Below are 17,379 nucleotides of genomic sequence, written 5' to 3'. Positions count from 1 at the left end.
TTAAGGTTTAATTTGTCAGCAGGCATAGGTATTTATGTTTAGATCTTAACCAGCTTTATAAATTATATTTATTAGTAGCCATTAAAACAATTCAAATTGAATAATACAATACAAAAGATAAAGAACGATTCTAGTATAAATGTCGTTTTTACAGATTTGTTTGATACTTTAATACATAGAACAGTTCATCCAAATTATGTATATAGAATTTGGGCTAAATTTCTCATTAGAGATTTGGGATTAACATTAGATGTTGGGGTTTTATTTAAGATTAGAGCAAATGTTGTATCTAAGCTAGCTGCCGATATGAAATTAAGTAAGGTTGAGGTGCCTTATGAGCTAGTAATGAAGGAAGTGTACTATAGATTGATAAATTCTAATATTATGGATAACGTAGAATGGTTAGAATTTTATAATATTACTATGGAAGCAGATTATAGAAGTGAAACTTCTGTACAGTTTATAAACGCTTCATTGGTAGATGGTCTAAAATTTTTGAAGTCTGAAAATTATAGTATTTATATAGTTTCAGATTATCACTTGCCTAAAAGTATTATTTTAAGATTGTTAGATTTTCATGGTATCACTGATATTTTCAATGAAGTTTTTATTTCATGTGATTATAAAAAGAGTAAAGAAAGTGCAGGTAATTTGTACCCTTTAGTTTTAGAAGCAACAGGTTCTGTTGCAGCGGAAACAGCCATGATGGGAGATAATAAAACCAGTGATGTTATTAATTCCGTTAAACACGGTATTTCAGGAAACTTCTTAAAGCATTATTCACATAAATTTAGAAATAAAAAGAATTTATTCGGTAATGTAGAAAAGGAGTTCGTTAAGGCTTGTAAAAAGGTAGAAAAGAATTGTAAGAAAAGTGATTATCCATTTAGTGAATATATCATTCATTTTTATTTTTTTACCGAAAGATTGTATACTGAAGCAAAAAAGAAAGGTATAAAGGATTTATTCTTTTTGGCACGTGAAGGTCATTATTTAAAGCATTTATTTGATGCTTATCAGAAATTTAATGGAATAAGTTCAGAGAATCAAATAAAAACACATTATTTCAAAGCTTCAAGGCATTCTGCTAAACAAGTTTCTCTAAAACCTATTGAAGAAGAAAAATTTGCTCCTATAAAAAAGAACTATGATGTCATGACAACTGCCCAGTTTCTGGAATCTTTTAATATTGAAGAAAAAGATATATTAACAATTGCTTCGGCGGTTGGTGTAGATAAAGATGAAGAAATTGAAAATTTCAGTGCATCGGACGTTGTTATTAAGTTACGAGCTAATGACGCTTTTAAAGAAGCCTATGAGTTACATAGGGTAGGGCAACGCGATGCTTTTAATAATTATTTAAATTCATTTAACGTTGACTTTAAGTCAGATGGTATGACTTTAGTTGATGTGGGTTGGGGAGGTACCATGCAAGAATGCATTTATCAATACTTAAATTGCGAAGTACCGGTTACCGGATATTACATAGGTTTGCGCGAAATTTATACTATAGAAAGTAAAACAAAAAGATACGGCCTAAATTTTACGGTGTATCCTAAAAAAGGTTATTCTGACCATATTCTTCAAGCAAATGGTCAATTGTATGAGCAATTATTGGCAGCCCCACACGGAAGTACCTTAGGTTATAAGAATAATCCCGAATTTCCTACTATAGAATACCATGAGCCTAATGAAAAAAAGGTATTTGATGAATTTATATCGCCTATTCAAAAGTTTATGGATACGCAATTCGATGATTTGATGAAATCATTAAATGGACTTACTTATTCTGATACTATGGTTCAAAATTACATAACAGGACTTGCGTTGAGGTTGGGATTGTTTACTAATAGGAAGAAGTTGAAATTTATACAACTGATCTCTAAAGGTTTTTATCAAAATGTTGGGGGAAATAAAGTAGGTATGGTTTATGATCCAAGTCAATTGTCTCAATCCAAAATACAGCTTTTAAAAGAATTTATTTGGAGTCCGGAAAAGACATTTAGATACTTGGTAAAGGTTAAACCATTATTATATGATAAAAAAATGGCTTGGATGGGGTGGACAGTGAGTAGTTCGTACTATTATATTAAGTTTAATAGATACATGAAAAGTAGAATGTTTACTAAAGATCTAATTAGTTAGATATCACAAAAAATAAACCGTGTTGTTATTCTACAATGCGGTTTTTTATTCTTAATACGTATTATACGACACTTATTTCATTAAATGACCTTATTAAGCTTTCTGGTGAGTTTAATGCGTTGTAACAACTGTTAGGGTGTATGTTTAATCCATTGTCAATAAGACCAACAGTATGCCAACCTAAATACGCAGGTGCTATAAAGTCTTTTTTAAAATTATCTCCAAAATAATAATATTTCGAAACCTTTAAATCTTTCTCTATTAATTTGAAGTTTCTTTTACTTGGTTTTTCGGTACCAACACTTTCGGAAATAATACAGCAATCAATAAGGTTCCATATACCTAACGCCTTTAATTTATTGGATTGTGTAACGGTTCTGCCGTCAGTAACAATACCAATTTTCCCCTGTCTTTTCTTAATGCCTTGAAGGAGTTCCAAAACGCCAGGAAAAGGTTTAATTGTAGGGAAATGGTTCCTATACTGAAATATCAGATGGTCTATTGATACATCGTATTTTTCAGCTAAATATAAAAAGGGATTATTACCATTTCTATAAATTGAAAATACATGATTATAGAGAATTTCAGTATCTTTTTCAGTAAGCTCTGAACAAATATACCAATAGGCAGATTTTAAATATTCTATTTCATTATATAAGGTATCATCTAAATCAAATACCAAAGCTGTAGATCTATCAATCTTTATATCCATGCACTAAAACTTCACCGTCATATCGAAGCATAAGTAAATCTTCTTTCCAATCATCGAAATAACCTGTTAATTCTTCTCCTAATAAGTATTCTTGTAAAATCCATTTTACATAGTTTGCACCAGCACTATGCGTTAAAGGGTAGCCACCTCCAAATCTTGGGTTCACTTCTATACCATAAATGTCTTTGGTTTCTTTGTGCATAAAAAATTGAACCGTTAAGCAGCCTCTTATGCCATCTAGGTGTCCTAACTGTTTTTTAATAAAGGGTACTAATTCATTCTTTTTGGTAATTCCCTTATTTACTTCACCTGCTCTTACATAAAGTCGCTGTCTTGGTACCGCACATCTTAAATGACCATTTTTAGTATAATAAAGATCACACGTGAATTCATCATAAAGGTCGTGGTCCAAGTATTCTAAAAACATTAGCTTTTTATTTTCATAATGATATTCGGTCAATTCATCCTTATTTTTTATGACGAAGTTGTCAATACTGCTACTACCGTCGTAGGGTTTAATATAAAGTGGTAACTGAAAAGTATTTTTACAATACTCTTCCGCTACATTAACCCCTTTGGATTCAAAAAAATCATGGATCATTCGTTTATCCCTACATTTTGCAACAAAATCTTCATCGGGTACCACTACGGTTATTCCATTCTTTTTTAATAATTCTTTATGCTGTGACAATGGTAATAAAGAGGGGTCTATAGTAGGTATTATTAAGCTAATACCTAAATTGGTACATTTTTCAATTAACAATGTAATATAATTATTATCACTTGCTTTTGGCATAGTAAAACTTCCATCGGCAACTCTACATGCAGCGGATAATTTGGGGTTCATGTCTGAGCCATATACCTTTGCATTGGGGAAAATAGACTTCAATTCATTTTTAAAAAATTTCGCTAAGGATACTCTCCTACCTATTGAAGTAATTAATATATTGTTCATTTAAAGAATTATGTTGGCTGATATACTAGTATAACTTACTGAAAAGTTTTAATGACTGTTTTAAGTTAACTTTAACAGTTGGTCAAAAATAAGGTTTATTTTAAGAAGTAATCGTATAATCTTTCCTTTCAATGTCCAAATCGGCCATATAGGAACTCTGATCTAACTCCACATCAGAAGTTTGGAATACTTTAATTAGTGTTTTGTAAAAAATATGTGCATCTTGTTTAAAGCTTAAATTCTTGACATAATAAATGTCTTTCCTAAATTTTTCATCCCAGCTCATATAGTTTCGCCCGGTAACTTGGGCTAAACCTGTAATGCCTGGGCGTACGGAAAATCGTATTCGTTCTTCGGGCTTATAATAGGGTAGGTATTTAACTAGTAATGGTCTTGGACCAATTAAACTCATATCTCCAATTAATACGTTGAACAATTGTGGTAGCTCGTCTATAGATGTTTTTCTTATGAAAATTCCAAGAGAAGTTAACCGTTCAGTATCACTTAATAGCTCTCCATTTTTATCTTTTTTATTGTTCATGGTCTTGAATTTTAAAACCTTGAATATTTTTTCATTTTTACCAGGCCTACTTTGTGTAAAAAATGGGGTGTCCTTAAAGTCTAAAGCTAAAATTATAGCTACTACTAGTAAAATTGGAGATAATACCAGTAGACCAAATAAGGAAAGAACAATATCAAATAATCGTTTTAAGTATATATACATGATTAAGGGGACTATTTAAGTTAAATTTTGACTTTGTTTACAACTTCTGCAAATTGTTTGCATAGTAACGTTTTGTCATAAACGGTTTCTGCAAGTTTTCTTGAATTTTTGCCCATTACTTTTAGGTTTTCTTGATTTTGCGAAAGTAAAGTCAATTTATCTGCAAAGTCTTGAGGAGATTCTGGATCTACAAATATGCCACATTTATTATTTTCAACTAAATCTTTCGTCCAACCGGCGGAATTAACAATGATTGGTTTCTCTGCAGATAAGGAATCAAATAATTTGTTTGGAGAGTTAGTGGCTAGAATAGGTAAATTCTTGAAAGTAACTAAGGAAACATCGCAAAAGTTAACAACTTCAGACGTTTTTTCCATATTAAAAAAGCCTAAGTATCTTACATTGTTATAGCCTTCTTTTGCGTTGTAGGCTTCTATTAATGCTTTACCTGGTCCACTGCCTATAAATAGAAATTCAATGGTTTTGTTTTCTTTCAATAACGCTGCACTTTCTAATACATATTCTATAGCATTGGCTTTACCTAAAGCACCAAAATAAATTACTTTAAAGGTACCTTGTGAAATGTTCAATTCTTTCATTAATGCAAAATCTGGTTCTCTTGACCAAAAGGCATCTATTTTTGCCATGTTAGGAATCATGGTAACCTTATGCTTAGGTGTGTTTTCTTTCAAAACACCATCTTGCATACCTGGTGAAAGTGCAATGATATGACTGGCATTTTTATAGATGGTACGTTCAAACCATTTAGCAAGTTTAATGGCTGTATTATTGTTTAGCCCGCCCATTTGAATGGGTACTTCTGGCCAAAGATCTCTTACTTCGAATAGATAAGGAATGTTTTTAATTTTTTTTAAAACCAATGCTGGAAAACCAATGGTTAATGGGGTAGAGGTTGCTATTACAAAATCAATATTTTTTTCTTTTAGTGCTAAGTACGTAGAAAATATCATAAAATGTAAAAAAGATTTTAAACGCGACGCTATACTCATAGTTTGAGAATATGGTACTCTAACATAGATAACGTCTATACCATCTACCGTCTTGCGTTCAAATCTTTTCGTATTTTCTTTCCCTAACGAAATTACTGTTACTTTATGACCATTTTTTAATAACTCTAAGCTATTCCAATAAGAACGTGTTCCACCCGGTTTGTCAGGTGTTGTGAAGTATTGATGTAAGTATAAAATGTTCATTATTTATAATATATGATTACTTATTTTTTAATAAATTTTTCAATTTGATATTTTAATTTTGAGGATATCTTTGGGTCGTAAAATTCACTTATGATATAAGATAAAACTAGCATAATTGAGATTACAAAAAACATTAAAATTTTTTTAGGAAAATAATTCTCTAAATTATTGATTAATATAAAACCCACGTTTTGATGAATCAGATAAAGGGGATACGTAAGCATACCTATTTTTGTAAGTTTATTTGAATTTATATTATTTAGTTTCCCAATTGAAACTAGAAACATTTGTAAATAGAAGAAAAATATTATAGCAGCGATTATTACTGGTGAAAAATTGGTTGAGTATATAGATTCTAAATTTTGAGCATTAGAAGCTGCTTTAAATATTGAAATTATCATAGAAATAGTCAAAAGGAAAGCGAATTTTTTCTTCAATCCAAACTTATAAATTTCATGAAAGATTATTCCAGAAATAAAATAGGAACTCCATTCAAGAACCAAGAAGTAATTTAAAATTTTAAAGAGAAATAAATCAGTAAATAGCAAATTCAAAATTGTAAGTACTAACCATATATAGATGACATAGTCTATCTTGAAAGTTCTAATTTTATTTAGAATTAAATAAATACCTATAATAAATATGTAAAATTTCATTTCTATAAACAATGTCCAATAAACGCCGTCAATACTTTCAATTTTCACATAGTTTTGAAACATGGTAAGATTGACCAGGAATTGTGTTGGGTTTACTGAGAATTTTGGGTAGCCGAAAAATAGAATAGCTAGAAAAGTAATTGTTACACATAACCAATAAGTTGGATATAGTCTAACAAACCTTGAAACTACAAACTTTTTTAATGATCTTTGACTGATTGATAGAGGAATTACAAAACCACTAATTATAAAGAATAAATTAACTCCAAGATAGCCATATTTGAAAATTTCACCTATTTGACCAAAGTTGAGATTTGATAAACCAGATAAATAGCCATTAAAAAAATAATGAAAAAAGACAACTGATAATGCTGCAATAAATCGGAATAAATCTATTTGATAAATTCTTTTGTTATTCTTAGATAAAGACATCTAGTATTTTAAAAGTTAGTATGGAAACTATTTAATGAAACGGCATATCAATTTAATTATTGGATTGTTGAAATAAATTTTATGTCATAGAGATTATTTATAAACTTATAATTATTACCATCATTAATAAAAAATATTTACTCTATTCGATATATATTAAAGTACATCGGTATGATTTTGTGTAATTAAGTTTCTTGGCTAATTAAAATATTTATATAAAGTATTTTAGTTTTGTATTGTTAATGTAATATGATTTTATATGTTAAAAATTCAGTAAATCAGTACAACAAAAAATGCAATATTATAATAACTTAATAAAATTGGAAAATAAGATTAAATAACAATATAGTTCAGTTTTTGCGTTATAGTTTAAATGTTACTTTGATTTTTTTATTTATGTAATTTCTATTTGAGATAAGTAAAGATTTTTTTTTTGGATTTTAAGCTTTTATAATTTACCAGATTTATATGAGAATATTAGTAATATCAAATAATTACCCATCAAATGCTGCACCAACCTATGGTGTTTTTGTTTATAACTTAATTCAAAAATTTGTTGCATTAGGGCATGAGGTAAATGTAATTGCATGTTCTAACATAGTTAAAGGGGGGGGGGATACAAGTGCTCCTAATTATGGTTCAGAAAACGCCTCCATTCATTATCCTAAAATAATAACAGCATCTAATAAATGGATTCTGGGTTATAATACCCATTTAATTGGAGAGTATTTTTCTGTTCGCGCGGTTAAAAAAACAGTAGAAGAAAATAGAATAAAGTTTGATGTGGTTTATGCACATTTTCTAGTAAACGGAATAATTGCTGTTAAAGCACTACACGATTATGGTAAGCCTATTTATGTAGCAGAGGGAGAGTTGAAGAATATTAATTTACGTAAAAAATATTACAAGGCAGTTACCTACCATAAGCTAATATCTAAAATTAAAGGTTTTGTTGCAGTATCTCCTCAAATAAAAGATAATTTAATAGAAGTTGGTATAGAAGAAGAAAAAATTATTATCAAACCTAATGCGGTAGATTTAACAAAGTTTAATCCAAAAGATAAACGTTGGGTTAGAGAAAAATTAGGCTTACCATTAGATAAGAAATTAGTTATTTTTGTGGGACGTTTTGTACATGATAAAGGTCCGTTAAGGGTTTTAAAGGCACTTGAAGATAAACCTGGTGTAGCACTTATGTTTGTGGGTAAAGGTGAGCAAGAATTAATAAGTGATAAAATTGCTTTTAAAGGTAAAGTGCCTACAGATTTGGTGCCTGACTATTTATCTGCTGCCGATGTCTTTGTGTTACCAACTTTACATGAGGGGTCTTGTAATGCAATTATAGAAGCAATGGCATGTGGTCTTCCCATTGTTTCTTCAGATATACCTGAAATACAGTTTCAATGTAAACCTGATTCTTCTATACTTGTAGATCCAATGGATGAACGGAAAATACGTGTAGCCGTAAATACTATTTTAGACAATGAGGACAAAAGAAAGGAAATGAGTACTAATGCTATTGCATATGCTAAAAAGTTTGAAATTACGAACCGTGCTAAAGATATCCTTGACTTTATTTCGTAGTGTCGTATTCAACTGCTGTTCAGGTAAATAATGTTGTAATTGATAAATCAAAGTTGCGGTTAAAGTTATATGAAAAGAAGAAATAAAATATATTATGTAAACCCAATGAGTTACAATAACTTAGGCTTATATGATTACTCATTACTATCTAATATTAAAAATGTAAATGTTAGTTATTTCTGTAATTTGCTTTATAATCAAAAAAAATTACCTAATAAAACATATAGATTTTATTCCTATAGCAATAAAAAAGGAATTATTAAAATAATAAGTTATTTTTTATCGCAGCTGCAATTGATTTTTTTTTGTGTTAAAAATCCGCCAGCCATAATTCATTTTCAATGGTTAAAAATTCCATCAATGGATTATTATGTTTTAAAGGTTTTAAGACGATTTAGTAATCATCTAATCTTAACAGCTCATAACGTGCTACCACATAATTCTGGTGAAATCTATTTTAAAAGCTACGCTAAAATTTACCATACAGTGAATACTATTATAGTTCATGCAGAGAATACCAAGCAGGAACTAATAGAAAAATTTAGTATTTCATCCAACAAAATAGTGGTTATCCCTCATGGAGTTTTAGATTTATCTAATGAAATAGATCATGAATTTGTGCGTGTAAAGGTTACTGAAACTAGGAAAGAATTAAAAATTAAAAATAAAATTGTTTTTTCTGTTCTCGGTGGTTTAAATGAATACAAAGGTATTAATCTAATAGTTGATACTTGGAAAGACAAAACATTGTCAGAAAATAAAAATATTCAATTGTTAATTGCTGGTTCAGGTAGTGTAGAAAAAGTTTCAGAACTTGCTAAAACTGACAACGTACATATAGAAAATAGGTATTTGACAGATGTGGAATTTTTAGCTTTTTTACGTATTTCGGATTTTGTCTTACTACCATATAAAGCAATATCGCAAAGTGGAGTTTTATTGTCCGCATTAAGTGAACATAAGCGGGTTATTGTAACAGATGTTGGAGGTCTAAAAGATCCTTTCAAATTTGGAAAGATTGGGTATGTGTTAAAGGAATACAGCGTTAGTGAATTAAAATCAGCTATTCTAAAAGCCAGTGAAACAGCTAAGGAATATCCCATAGAGACTGTATGGAATGAGATTGAGATGTTTTACAATTGGTCAACTATAGGAAGTAAAACGAAAAATGTATATGTTTCTATTTTGGGCTTGTAACTTATAATTTATGGAAGGTAGGATTATGATAAAATCTAAATTAGATTATAAAAAGTTTGTAGAAGCAGATCGCATTGCTCTTAATAAATCGAATAATGTTGGTAATCGCTTACGTCAAATATTTTTTCCAGATTACATATGGGCCTATCAAAAAAGGCTTAGAAAATTAGAATATTATAAAAACTGTAGACCAGATGTAGTTGGTAAAATAATGTATGGCTTACATAGAATAAAGTTTAGAAAACAGTCTTTATTGCTAGGTTTTTCAATTCCTATTAATACCTTTGGTCCCGGTTTAGCAATAGTTCATTATGGAACTATTATAGTTAGTGCGAACGCGAAAATCGGTAAAAATTGCCGAATACATGCCTGTACAAATATTGGGGCTTCGGGTGGAAGTAGTAAAGCTCCACAATTAGGAGATAATATATATATAGGTCCTGGCGCAAAAATTTTTGGCGATATAACCCTTGCTAATAACATTGTTATAGGAGCTAACTCAAGTGTGAATAAATCTTTTATTGAATCTAATGTTGTGTTGGCAGGTTCTCCTGCTGTTAAGATTAAAACAATTGACATAAAAAGAGTAATTCCAAATGCGGATTAGTTATATAATCCTTTTTTAAAGAACTATTTTAATAACATTTAAAAAAATGAATTAAAATATTTAAGACTGATTTTTTAGTTAATGGTCTTATAATTCTATTTTATGATTAAATATAGAATTATCTTCGATTCTTAATTTAATTAGAATGCTTAATTTTTTTTATTAATAATCAGGAAAATTAAAAACACAATTTTCATACAACCGTTAAATTAGGGGAAATCATGGAATTTTTAAAAAGAGTGAATAATTATGCTCTATATCTTTTGATATTTTCAATCACATTTGAGAAATGGGACCCCTTAAATACTGCAGGTTCTCTTTCAGTAGCATTTATTGTGAGTATAATTTATATATCATCTTGGATTCCTTTTTTAAAAACCAATTTAAATTTATTCATTTTCAGAAAGTATACATCTTTATTAGTTTTATTTATAATAACCGGATTATTATCAACTTCATTAAGACCAGAACATTTAATCGATATAAGTCAAGCGTATAATTTTAGAGTGTTATTGCTTATTTTTCTCATGCTATTAATAACAAATCATTTATATAATAAACCGGAATTAATAAAAATTGCTTTTAATACTTATTTATTAAGTATTATAGTAATGTTTGTTTTATTTACACTTGGTATAGGAGTTACTTTTTTTCAAGGTCGTGTTTTAATTTTTAAAGAAAATCCTAATATTATTGGTATTAAGGCAATTATGGCCTTAATTGTAGTTCTTGGACGGCTTTTTTCGGGACCTTTTTCAACAAAAAAATTATTTAATCCATTTAATTTAGTGATTCCTGCTTCGATAACTTTGATATTAGCATCTGGATCGAGAGGTGCTTTTTTATCTATTTTTATAGGATTTATATTGATTTTAGCATTCAAGAAAATGACACCTTTGAAAAAAATAAGCATATTTGTTATTGGTATATTTTTATCAGGACTTCTATATAATTTAGTACTTCAAAGTAATGAATTACTTCAGAAAAGATTAGAGAATAGTTTGGAGAGTGGTGATATTGGTCGTAATGAATTGTGGGAAGGAGCTTTTGAAATATTTCAAAAACATCCTATAATTGGTGTAGGATTTACGGGTATTTTTCCGGAAATGTATAAGCATACAGGGCATTTTTTATACCCACACAATATATTTCTATATGTATTAGTCACGACTGGAGTTATAGGTTTTTTATTTTATATTCTTTTCATTTATAGAGTATTTTTGGGCTTGTATAATTCATATAAGGAGACACGTAATGTTACATATCTTATATTATTCTTTATGATTGTTATTAATTTAATGAAAGTCGGTGGCGGTATAAATATGATGCTCTTTTGGTTTTTCTTTGCATTATTATTGAGTTCTGCATTGGTTGTGAACAATCCTGTTTCAAAAAACAATAGTATAAAAGTACACTAAAACTTATCTGTTATTTTACAACAGAGCTGAAATATTATATGGCAACATTTTTAAAGGATATATCTAAAGTTGGTTTTTCAAAATTCCTAATTATCATTAGTGGAGTATTGAATTCAGTAATTGTTGCTCGAACCTTAGGGCCAGAAAATAATGGTATCATAGCATCCATATTAGTGTATCCTTCTATGTTTTTAATTTTTAGTTCTTTAGGGATTTCAAATGCTTCAACTTATTTTTTAGGCAAGGGGTTAATAGCAGAAAATCAAATTAAAAAAGCTATTGGTTTTATTTGGTGTTTTACAACTATGTTTAGTGTTATTTCTTGTTTTATACTATTATATTATTTTTCAAATCTAGAAAAGGATTATTGGTTGATTCTTTTAGCGATACTTCCTATACCATTTACGTTGTTAAATACTTATAATTCAGGTGTCTATTTAGGTAAAAATCAAATTGATATTTTTAATAAAATCAGCTGGATACCTTATGTTATAACTTTATTATTGACAGTTGTTTTTTTAGTAATTTTTGATTTTGGTATTAAAGGATTCTTTTATGCTTATTTAGGAGGTCCAGTTTTTATTTTTATTGTTCTTTTATTTAAAAGTGATCTTTTTAAATATTTTAAAGGTATCCCTAATTGGTCTGTAATTAAACAAATGTTACAATTAGGTTCTGTCTATGCTATTTCATTGGTGATTGTTAAATTACATTATCAAATTGATATTATTTTGCTAAATCAATTAAGCACTTCTTTTGAGGTAGGTATTTATACAAAAGGCGCGGTGATAACAGAATATTTATGGCAAATACCCATGTTGTTTAATACAGTTGTTTTTGCTAGAAGTGCCATTTCAAAAGATGATAAAGTTTTCTCCCTTAAAGTAGTACAACTATTAAGAATTTCTTTGGTAATTATTGGTGTTGCAGGATTAGTGTTGGAATTACTATCGAACTTCATTGTTACGTTATTTTACGGTAAGGCTTTTGCGGAAAGTTCAAGTGTTTTAATGATTTTAGTGCCGGGTGTATTATTACTTACATTTTATAAAATTCTCAATACTGATTTACATGGGAAAGGGAAACCTTGGGTTGCTATTAAAGCAATGCTTCCAGGTTTGATTATCAATGTCTTGTTAAATCTTTACCTTATTCCAAAATTTGGTAGTGACGGTGCAGCAATGTCGTCAACAATTAGCTATTCTTTTGCTGCAATAATCTTTATAATTATATATAGCAAGGAAGTTGATATTCCTTTGAGACAAATTTTCAATTTTAAAATAAACGATTTTGACCCTATATTTCAGATGATCAATAAGATATTTAAAATAAACCAATAAGATATGGTTATATTTTTAACTAGAAATTTTATTATTAAATTGACCTAAAATAGATTGTATTGCAGGCTTCCCCTTTTTATAGGCTTCTGACCTCCTCCCATAATTAGGTAGTGGTCGTAACTAGAGAATCCGGGCTATTTTCAATCATTTCGATTACTCGTCGGGGGACATGTCCCCCAACGAGCTGTACGGTCTAAATCCATTATAGTCTTCTCTCCAAATATCTAACTTTTCCTGTGTATCTTCCGAGGAAAAAAATCAATTGGCGTTCAGGCATTCGTCCCTGAACGAACCGTTGAAACTTTCGGTAAACCGATTATTCTTAGGTTTTCCAGGTCCTGAGAAATCCAGTTCCACTTTATTTTCATAAGCCCATCTATCCAATACCTTGCTGATTAACTCGCTTCCGAGGTCCACTTTTATGCGTTTTGGAAGCACTTCGCCTCCAAAGGTAACGATTTCTATGACCTGTATGTAATACATCACTTCCATTAAAGAATTTGCCTGCATGGATGGCAAGGCATTTTCTACTATGATTATCCACTACGGTCAAGCCCTGGAGCTTACTGCCGTTGTAAAGCTGGTTAGAGCCAAAATCCATACTCCAGGATGTACTCGATTAAACTGCAGGAATTGCCTTCATTTGTTTGCCTATTTGTGGCAGAAGGGTTATGCCTGTGCTGCTTATTACTCAAGTTCAATACTACCTTGAAATAGACCCTGTAAATGCGCTTGTGGTTGTTCAAAACCTTTCCTTTTTAAAAGAACATGGATGCGCTAGAACCCATAACGTACCCTTACGGAAGCTATTTCATTAATCTACTTGCGCCACAGTTAATCGTTTCTCCCCTTGGTCTTGCAATAGAACACGCTTTTGTGCAGAAAGACAAGCTTGCAGCAATTCTGGATGCAGATGTTGTACTCCGTCCTGATGTTATTGACCATCCCGCGTTTTCCGGATGGTCTCAGAACTTTTTTTTCAGTACGTTCTGCAAAATCTGTTTGTCCAGGCTAAGGTCGACGACCAGTTTATTCAACTGTGAATTATCTTTCTCGAGGCTCTTCAACCTACGTAGTTTAGAAATACCGAGCCCTCTATATTTCTTTTTCCAATTGAAAAAAAATGATCTCCCTGATTCATATCTTACGGCACACCTATTGGATATGGGTGCCCGTCTCTACCTTTTTAATCGCAAATCGTATATGCGCTGCCGAATACTTTGATTGTTTCATAAGCAAATACTTGTCTGAAGTTAAACATTTATTTGCCCAACATTCTCTACTTCTAAACTGTCTAGTTTAAAGGGATGAGGTCATTTAGGTCAGATTTGATGAATAATTTAAATTCTTCATCAAATCTGTACATATATTACCCAAGGATTTTAAATTACGATCTAATAGGTTATATAATCCAATTTCTATTCTGGATAAACAACTGATTCATTTAAATAAGACCTATTAAAAGCCATAATTCCTAAGTAAACATTATAATAATAGCTATCTTGATTTTTTTTAATAGAAAACTTCTTTAATTTTAACTGTGTAGCCTCATCAAATCGACCTAACATTGCCCAACCGTAAGAAAAGGTTCTTACATTTTCATTATTATCGCTCAAATCAATATAGAATGGAACATCAATTAAATCATCAGTAGTTGCTTTATCGATAATATGATTAACAGTTTTTACAAACAAATCAATATCAGCGTCACTCCACTCAATACTATGTTCGTATTGATTTATTACGGCCTGTATTTCAGCATTGGCATGGGTTAAATCATTTGCTCCATTCATGTTGCCCCAAGTTCCAGACCAAACATACCCGTCATGTGGATCATTTAACCTTAATTGATTTCTAAAGCCGCCATTATAGCTATTAGACTTTGATGATAAATTATTATTGAAGGCTTGTACCCAACCTAAATATTCATTGCTTTTTTCAACATCGTCTTCCAACAGATAAAGATATAGAGCTGTATTTGATGACATATGTGATGCCATATGTGTTTTACTTCGGATAATTTTATTTACACCCCTAGACGCCCATTTTTCCCAAAGATTACGAGTGAACCATGGAACATATTCATCGTATTTTTCCTGAAAATTTGATTTACTTCTTATTTCGGGATATTTTTTTAATAGCCATAGCATTTTGAAGATATTTCGCAATCCATGTCCGTCGTATAATTGATTTGCAATTTTATCATTTCCGCTAGGAACTTCCCAATCATAATATCCGTCATTATGAGAAGTGCTGGGTTGAGCTAATCCTTTTATGCGGTCAACATACCAGAAAAAATTCTCGATATATTTAATGTCTCCAGTTGCTTGAAACATATAAATTAATCCATCAATAACCCTAAAATCGTAATATCGCCTTTGACCACTAACTTCTGGACCACTCGTTTGGCTGGTATAAAAACTTTTTGCTCGATTCCATTCTACATCAAATTTTTCCTGCCATTCTTTAACATCTTCACTTATTTGAGTGGGGTTTCTATGGGTGTCTTCAAAAATAGAGTCATCATTACTTACCGTAACTATTGCCTCTTCTTCTGTAACCGTACCTTCTTCATCAACTTCTTCTGCAGTATATGTAAAAGTGTCTTCAAACTCTTCTGTTGCGGTTACTTCTTCCTTAGGAGTATACGTTAGGGTATTATCACTATTAATTACAATAGTTCCGTTCTGGGCTGTGGAAGTATTAGTGATAGATACATGGCTTAATTCATCAAAATTGTCATTGTTTAAGACATCTAAAACAATATGGGTGCTATTTTCAATGTAAAATACATCATTAACAACATAGGTTTGTAGGTTAGTAGCGTTATCACTTTTAGTAATAACATACTCAGATAATAAATCGGCATCTTTACTGCAAGAGTGAAAAATGAAAACAAGACACAGTAGGGCTGCCATGCGTGTAGTAATTTGTAGGTTTCGCATAATGGGTTAAAAGTGTTTAATTACTTAAGATTTAGGAATTTAAAAATATTTCTTTTTTTTAGAATAACGATGAAATAAACATTTTATTCGTTGAAATACATCAATTGTTCCTCAATTATACGGACGAAGTTTATCTTTTGGATTAAAAAAATATTCAAAATCGATAAAAAGCAGTTTTTTTTAACATTTTATTCCAGTATGTAAATTTATCGTAAACTTGTAGTGGAGCTATTTTAACACCAAAATCTGTATAAATAAAAAGGCGTCCCTAAAAATAGAAACGCCTTTATGTTAAAAATAATAAGATTATACTGCAATGTCCATATTTTGGATTACTGCTCTATATTTTGGAAAAAATGAAATGTCATTTTTGTCAATTCCAGGATACTTATTTAAATGGTCTATAGTTAGTTTTTCGTATGCTTCTTCATTGACTACAAATTTCCATAATTTAAAGTTTTTGAAATCTTTGGAAAATCCGCTTTTAAATCTGAAAAGAGAATCTTCATTGCTGCCGCCTCTTCCTCCACCAAGGTTTAAATAAGTGTATCCTTCTTCAACTGATTTTAGCCGCATTTCATCTATAATAAGTTTTATGGGATTTAAATCAAAAAAGTCAGCATCTAAACCAGATAGGTGATATTGTACAATATTGTCCTTTTTAATAAAAATTGCACCACCTATAGTTTTCTGGGTCTCATTGTCCTTACAGATCATTAGTTGAGGGGTATAGTCTTTACTGGCCATAATACGCTCAAAATATTCTTCATTAAAAAAGTAACTATCGGTGGCATCTACACGCCTCATGTTTTCATGATACAATTCTATGAATTTTTTTAAATCTTCTTTGTGATTGCCTTCAATAACGGTACAAACTTTTCTAGCCTTGTTTAAGTACGTTTTTAGCCTTCTGTTAAAATTAGCTCTCTGAACATCAATAGGTAATGTAAGATCTAAATAAACTACCATCCCTTGCTCTGTAATTTCTCCTAAACCTTCTAGTAAATCTTCTTGAGCGTCCATAAAAGGATGTAACCTAGAAAATACTGATACTATGTTTTTCTCGACAAAAAATGCTTTAAGGCTCTTTTGAAATTCTGATGCATTGATATTTGAACTATTATCATTAGTTAATATACCAGCATAGCCATAAACGGAAATGGCGTCTTTATATTCGGTACCTGAAATATTTCTTAAGAGTAGGGGTAACAAGATACTTTGGTTGCCTTGAGTGTATTTCAACAGAATTGGCTGTTCACCTTCGCTTTTAGATAAATGATGATAATCATATGTAAAGTAAAAATCAGTATTGCCGATTTTGGCCAATTGTTCAACCCATTTTTCTTTGTGTTCAATTGTCTCTATCATAAGATGTGTGTTTTTAATTAATTTGAGTCTAGGTTTTTTAATTGAATATAGATAAACCTTAAAATCACAATTTTTTATTTAG

At 30.3% G+C, this 17,379-nt stretch carries 13 protein-coding genes and 1 pseudogene; 6 read left to right on the top strand and 8 right to left on the bottom strand.

Translation table 11 applies throughout. The annotated features are described in order from the left end of the window. Positions 1-96 precede the first annotated feature (96 nt). A complete protein-coding gene (locus I600_RS04380) occupies positions 97-2,145 on the top strand; it encodes a hypothetical protein (protein ID WP_058103273.1) in 2,049 nt (682 codons plus the stop codon). Between the two features lie 61 nt (positions 2,146-2,206). On the opposite strand, the gene I600_RS04375 is transcribed toward I600_RS04380, so the two are convergent. The 5 genes from I600_RS04375 to I600_RS04355 form a co-directional block, all read right to left on the bottom strand. Further along, positions 2,207-2,857, bottom strand: a complete 651-nt coding sequence (locus I600_RS04375; protein ID WP_058103272.1) for an HAD family hydrolase — start codon at positions 2,855-2,857, stop codon at positions 2,207-2,209. Beyond that, positions 2,841-3,812 carry an ATP-grasp domain-containing protein gene (locus I600_RS04370; protein ID WP_058103271.1) on the bottom strand — a complete coding sequence of 324 codons (972 nt, stop codon included), beginning with the start codon at positions 3,810-3,812 and terminating at the stop codon, positions 2,841-2,843. The genes I600_RS04375 and I600_RS04370 overlap by 17 nt, the downstream gene beginning before the upstream one ends. Positions 3,813-3,912: 100 nt before the next feature. Further along, positions 3,913-4,536, bottom strand: a complete 624-nt coding sequence (locus I600_RS04365; protein WP_058103270.1) for a sugar transferase — start codon at positions 4,534-4,536, stop codon at positions 3,913-3,915. Positions 4,537-4,556: 20 nt separating this feature from the next. Next, positions 4,557-5,750, bottom strand: a complete 1,194-nt coding sequence (locus I600_RS04360; RefSeq protein ID WP_058103269.1) for a glycosyltransferase family 4 protein — start codon at positions 5,748-5,750, stop codon at positions 4,557-4,559. A 20-nt stretch (positions 5,751-5,770) separates the two neighbouring features. Continuing rightward, entirely contained in the window at positions 5,771-6,838 is a 1,068-nt protein-coding gene (locus I600_RS04355; RefSeq protein ID WP_058103268.1) for an acyltransferase family protein, read from the bottom strand. A gap of 468 nt (positions 6,839-7,306) precedes the next feature. On the opposite strand from I600_RS04355, the gene I600_RS04350 reads away from it, so the two are divergent. The 5 genes from I600_RS04350 to I600_RS04330 all read left to right on the top strand — a co-directional run bounded on the left by I600_RS04350 (position 7,307) and on the right by I600_RS04330 (position 12,984). Next, positions 7,307-8,422: a glycosyltransferase family 4 protein gene (locus I600_RS04350; RefSeq protein ID WP_058103267.1), complete on the top strand. Its 1,116-nt coding sequence runs from the start codon at positions 7,307-7,309 to the stop codon at positions 8,420-8,422. Positions 8,423-8,491: 69 nt separating this feature from the next. Continuing rightward, entirely contained in the window at positions 8,492-9,619 is a 1,128-nt protein-coding gene (locus I600_RS04345; RefSeq protein WP_058103266.1) for a glycosyltransferase, read from the top strand. 10 nt (positions 9,620-9,629) lie between these two features. Beyond that, positions 9,630-10,226 carry a serine O-acetyltransferase gene (locus I600_RS04340; RefSeq protein WP_245188840.1) on the top strand — a complete coding sequence of 199 codons (597 nt, stop codon included), beginning with the start codon at positions 9,630-9,632 and terminating at the stop codon, positions 10,224-10,226. Between the two features lie 221 nt (positions 10,227-10,447). After that, on the top strand, positions 10,448-11,644 hold the full coding sequence (locus tag I600_RS04335) for an O-antigen ligase family protein (RefSeq protein ID WP_058103265.1): 1,197 nt from the start codon (positions 10,448-10,450) through the stop codon (positions 11,642-11,644). Positions 11,645-11,682: 38 nt separating this feature from the next. Beyond that, positions 11,683-12,984: a flippase gene (locus I600_RS04330; RefSeq protein WP_058103264.1), complete on the top strand. Its 1,302-nt coding sequence runs from the start codon at positions 11,683-11,685 to the stop codon at positions 12,982-12,984. A gap of 153 nt (positions 12,985-13,137) precedes the next feature. Here I600_RS04330 and I600_RS18910 read toward each other — a convergent pair. The 3 genes and pseudogenes from I600_RS18910 to I600_RS04315 all read right to left on the bottom strand — a co-directional run bounded on the left by I600_RS18910 (position 13,138) and on the right by I600_RS04315 (position 17,297). After that, positions 13,138-13,467 (bottom strand): annotated as a pseudogene (locus tag I600_RS18910) (integrase core domain-containing protein). 935 nt (positions 13,468-14,402) lie between these two features. Beyond that, positions 14,403-15,902: an Ig-like domain-containing protein gene (locus I600_RS04320; protein ID WP_058103263.1), complete on the bottom strand. Its 1,500-nt coding sequence runs from the start codon at positions 15,900-15,902 to the stop codon at positions 14,403-14,405. A 333-nt stretch (positions 15,903-16,235) separates the two neighbouring features. Continuing rightward, entirely contained in the window at positions 16,236-17,297 is a 1,062-nt protein-coding gene (locus I600_RS04315) for a peptidoglycan bridge formation glycyltransferase FemA/FemB family protein (protein WP_058103262.1), read from the bottom strand. Positions 17,298-17,379: the final 82 nt, after the last annotated feature.

Source organism: Maribacter dokdonensis DSW-8 (assembly GCF_001447995.1).
In the GTDB taxonomy this organism is placed as follows: domain Bacteria; phylum Bacteroidota; class Bacteroidia; order Flavobacteriales; family Flavobacteriaceae; genus Maribacter; species Maribacter dokdonensis.
The sequence above is the reverse complement of the archived record's forward strand: the minus strand, read 5'-3'. Positions and strand labels throughout refer to the sequence as shown.